The organism is Companilactobacillus furfuricola (assembly GCF_003946325.1).
Lineage (GTDB): Bacteria > Bacillota > Bacilli > Lactobacillales > Lactobacillaceae > Companilactobacillus > Companilactobacillus furfuricola.
Genome location: NZ_RHNT01000087.1, coordinates 1 through 4,575 on the forward strand (window position 1 = coordinate 1; position 4,575 = coordinate 4,575).

Annotated in this window: 3 protein-coding genes; 2 read left to right on the forward strand and 1 reads right to left on the reverse strand. The window is 40.0% G+C overall.

What is annotated here, in order from left to right:
- Positions 1-785: 785 nt before the first annotated feature.
- Positions 786-1,775, reverse strand: coding sequence for a ketopantoate reductase family protein (locus EKM78_RS12275; protein WP_125772628.1), 990 nt, complete (start codon positions 1,773-1,775; stop codon positions 786-788).
- A 573-nt stretch (positions 1,776-2,348) separates the two neighbouring features.
- Between EKM78_RS12275 and EKM78_RS12280 the strand changes: the two genes are divergently transcribed.
- Entirely contained in the window at positions 2,349-3,380 is a 1,032-nt protein-coding gene (locus EKM78_RS12280) for a branched-chain amino acid aminotransferase (protein WP_125772625.1), read from the forward strand.
- A gap of 29 nt (positions 3,381-3,409) precedes the next feature.
- The gene (locus tag EKM78_RS12285) at positions 3,410-4,336 is read left to right on the forward strand and encodes an L-lactate dehydrogenase (protein ID WP_125772627.1); all 927 of its coding nucleotides are present in this window, start codon (positions 3,410-3,412) and stop codon (positions 4,334-4,336) included.
- Positions 4,337-4,575: the final 239 nt, after the last annotated feature.

The following is a 4,575-nucleotide window of genomic DNA, read 5'->3' on the forward strand; positions in this document are numbered from 1 at the left end:
AGTCTTTTTGGAATCAACAGGCAACCTAGATCTTGATGAATTTCTTGATGGCTAACCAAAGTACAACAAGAACCGGTAAACCGCTAAGTGAAATTTCATGGCTGACGGCGAATTCCTTCCACCCCCACAGGACCTAAGGTAGAATAAAACTTCTTTGTTGGTGTGGGACACGGTACTTATTTCAACACAGGTAGGTTGTTTGGTTTTAATAGGTGAACTTATTTTTTCACGGTCTTACGATCTTGGTTTCTAGATCTATCTTTTAGATTTTTAGGGAGAACATCATCGAAAGCTTAGGGTATAAGTTTGATTCAAAACTAGAATAAGATCCGATCTGGTTTGGTGCTTGAACTTGGTTTTACTTTTGCTTTTGATTTTGTTTTTGTTTTTACTATTTTTGGAGAAGATTGAGATAGACATGTGGGAAATAGGACGAGCAAAAAGTGCCGATTTGATCAAAATAAATCGGTAAATCTCAACCCAAGGGGGGATTATAAATACTATCTAGGTGGAGGGTCGGGACGCTATATGGGCTCAGCCGCGTCGGCAGCGTTCCAGTCCCATATAGCGCCCCGACCCGGAACCGGAATTGAACGTACAACCAAACTACCACCACCCCCCAGCATCAAAACAACAAAGCTCCATAATCAAATCCCAGCACATCTCAATACAAACAAAAACAACCAAACCACTACTGCTGCTTATTTCCTCTTACATTTTTACAAGTGGGGATCGTGCTAACAATAAAAAAAGACATCTAAACAGATGTCTTTCCAAAATTAAAATTATTTATCAGTAGCCTTAGCAGCATCTTCCAACAAACTCGCCGGATCAAAATCACGAGCAAACTCAGCCAAATGAACCAAATTACGCAAAAAATCGTGCGTAGTAGCTTCATAATGATACTTTAAACCTAACTCATAAATATAACCATTAATATAATCAACCTCAGTATTACGACCCTTAGACATATCCTGATACATCGAAGGATAGTGAAGCGGATTAGTGGTAGTACTTACATACTTAACCGTTTGCCACTCCTCCTCACGAGAATTCAACAGCTTAATATCAGCACGTTCGCAAACATCGAAAGCTTCGTTGATCAATTGACGACCAAGTTTTTCAGCAACAGGTGATTGAATAAACTCACCCATTTGGATCTCGAACATCGTACACAAAGTATTGATAACAGAATTAAAAATAACTTTTGCCATCAAAGTGCCCATAAAATTAGTCGTCAATGTTGGATTAAGATTAGCTTTAGTAAATTCTTCGACAATTTTGTGCGTAGTTTCATCGGGAACTTCAGTTTCGTTGGCCATATTCATACTACCGGCACCAGCAGCTCCGATAAAATCAACGTCACCAGGACCATTCAAAACGGTTCCGATCAGGGCAGTGGCACCGATGATGTGCTGCTGATCGAAATAACCATTCAATTTATCGATATGTCCCATACCATTCATTGGTGAGACTACGTATTGATGGTCTTTGAATGCATGGGCTGTCCGCTTCAATGCATCAGCCAATTGCATTTGTTTTGTAAAGACAATCCAAACGTCAGGATCACCTTTGTATTCTTCAGGTGTATATATTTTGACGGGCACTAGATGTTTGTTCTCGTGATCTCGTGAAACGTAAACACCATTTTGCTCACGAATTTTTTCAATTTGTGGATCCCAGATCTCTACAAAGTCGACATCATAGCCGGCCTCTTGAAGTAAAACTCCATATCGCAGGCCCATTGCGCCTGCACCTAGTACTGTGTATTTCATTCCATATCGCAGGCCCGTTGCGCCTGCACCTAGTACTGTGTATTTCATAAATATACGCCTCCTGAGTTATTGACAGCATTATTAAATTTAAATTATAAAATGTCAACCCCTGTTTAAAATAAAATTCATCAAATAATTCAATTTTAATTTAAGAACAACCACTTTGATCACGTACTAAAATTATCCGTATAAAGACTGATAGATCAGTGTATTTAATTTTTTTAAAAAAGTTTTCTTCATTAAAAGCCGAAATATATTGCAAATTTATTTAAAATAATTATTGACAAGTATTAGAGGCGGCTATACTATAAACACAACTTAGTTCTAATTTTCCTCTAATCTAAGTAAAAAATTCAAGGAGGTACCAACAATGTTTAACATTTTGCTAGCTATTATTATTGTCGTGATTATTTTGCAAATCAACTTGGGCTTTGTTGGAGACTCCTTAATTCGATGTTTGGGTGAATGAGAAGGTGACTAATGAAGATGGCCAAGTTGATCTATTCAACATGGCCATCTTTTTTTGTTTTTTAGAAATGAGTGAAATTTTTTAATGTAAGAGGAGATAATCACATGGCAAAAGCAGATGCATCAAAATTAGATTGGAATAATCTTGGATTTGAATATATGGACTTACCTTATCGTTACACGGCCCATTGGAAAGACGGCGAATGGCAAGACGGTGGCCTTACTGAAGAAAGTACATTGCATATCAGTGAAGCTTCACCAGTTTTACATTATGGTCAATCAGCCTTCGAAGGTATGAAAGCATATAGAACTCCTGATAACCATATTCAATTGTTTAGACCTGATCAAAACGCAGCTAGATTCAAGAGATCTTGTGAAAGACTCTTGATGCCTGTCTTCCCAGAAGACAAGTTCGTTGACGCGGTCAAACAAGTCGCTAAAGCAAATGCAGATTTTGTTCCACCATACGGAAATGGAGGAACACTATATATCAGACCATTGATTATCGGTACTGGTGGCGTAATCGGCGTTCACCAAGCACCAGAATACATTTTCACAATTTTCGCAATGTCAGTAGGTAACTACTTCAAAGGTGGACTTACACCAGTTAACTTTACAACTTCAGCCTACGATCGTGCCGCTCACAAAGGTACTGGTCAAGCTAAGGTTGGTGGTAACTACGCTGCCAGTTTACTTCCAGCAGAAAATGCTCACGAAAATGGCTTTGCTGACTGTGTCTACCTAGATCCAGTTGAACATAAGTACATTGAAGAAGTTGGATCAGCTAACTTCTTTGGTATTACTAAAGATGGCGTCTTCAAGACTCCTAAGTCACCTTCAATTTTACCTAGTGTTACCAAGTATTCATTACTCTGGCTCGCTGAAAACCGTTTAGGCCTCGGTGCTTCAGAAGAAAAAATCGACGTTAACGATCTTGACCAATTTGCTGAAGCTGGTGCCTGTGGTACAGCTGCCGTAATCTCACCATTAGGTGGCTTGGAACACAACGGCAAACTTCACGTCTTCCATAGTGAAACTGAAGTTGGTCCTGTAACTAAGAAACTTTATGACACATTAACAGGTATCCAATTCGGGACAGTCGAAGCTCCTGAAGGATGGGTACAACGAGTAGAATAATTTAATTTTTAAAAAGCGAGGATAGAACAATGAGAAAATTTGGAATAATCGGAGTTGGTCACGTTGGTGTGACCGTAGCATATACATTAGTAACGAAAGGGATCGCAGATGAATTAGTCTTGATTGATTCTAATGAAGCAAAAGCGGTCGCAGAACAACTAGACCTTGAGGACTGTCAAGCAAGATTGGACACTTCTACTACTATTAAGGTCCAAGATTATTCTGAATTGAGTGACGCAGACATTTTGTTTGTCACAGCAGGAAATATCCACGCACTAGACAACAACTCTGGCAATCGTTGGGCAGAATTCGAATACACACGGGAAATCGTTAAAGATATCGCACCAAAAATTGCTGCATCAGGATTTGATGGCGTATTAGTAGATACAATGAACCCTTGCGATGCCATTGCACATTACTTACAAAGAACCGTAGGCTTTACCAGAGAGCAGTGCATGGCAACCGGAACCTTCTTGGATACAGCCAGAATGCAACGGATCGTCGCCGAAAACTTTGACACCAACTACAAAAATGTCGGTGGCTATGTCCTAGGCGAACACGGCGAGTCCCAATTCGTAGCATGGTCGACCGTAACGATCAACAATCATCCGATCGAAGAATACGCCGCCGAAAACGGCAAAAACTTAGACTTCGATGATCTAGAAGAACAAATCAGACGTGGCGGTTGGGCAATCCACTCCGGAAAAGGCTATACCAGCTTCGGGATCGCGACCTGTGCCGTGAAATTAGCACAGTCAGTAATTTCCGATTCACAACTAGAATGTCCAGTATCATCCTACAATCAAAAATATGACACTTATCTTGGTCAACCAGCAGTAGTTGGCAAAAATGGAATCGAATACCTCAATGATTTGAAGTTAACTGAAGAAGAAGAAGCCAAGCTTCAAAATTCAGCTAACACTATCAAAGAGAAGTTCGCAACAATGGAGGAGTAATGGCAAAAGCTATTAATAAAGGTCCAAGATAAGTAAAGCGAAACTGTCTTGGACCTTGAACCAGACCTCTACATTAAAAAACACCGAAGGAGCATAATTCCTTCGGTGTTTTTTTGGTTTGATTATTTGTTGAGGTTATAGGTTGGGTGGAGGTTCATTGCTGGTCCTGTGGGGGTTCCGGAAATATCGCTGTGGAACGGTGTGGACGTCGATTTGAGCTCCTCGAAGAAACCCACTTC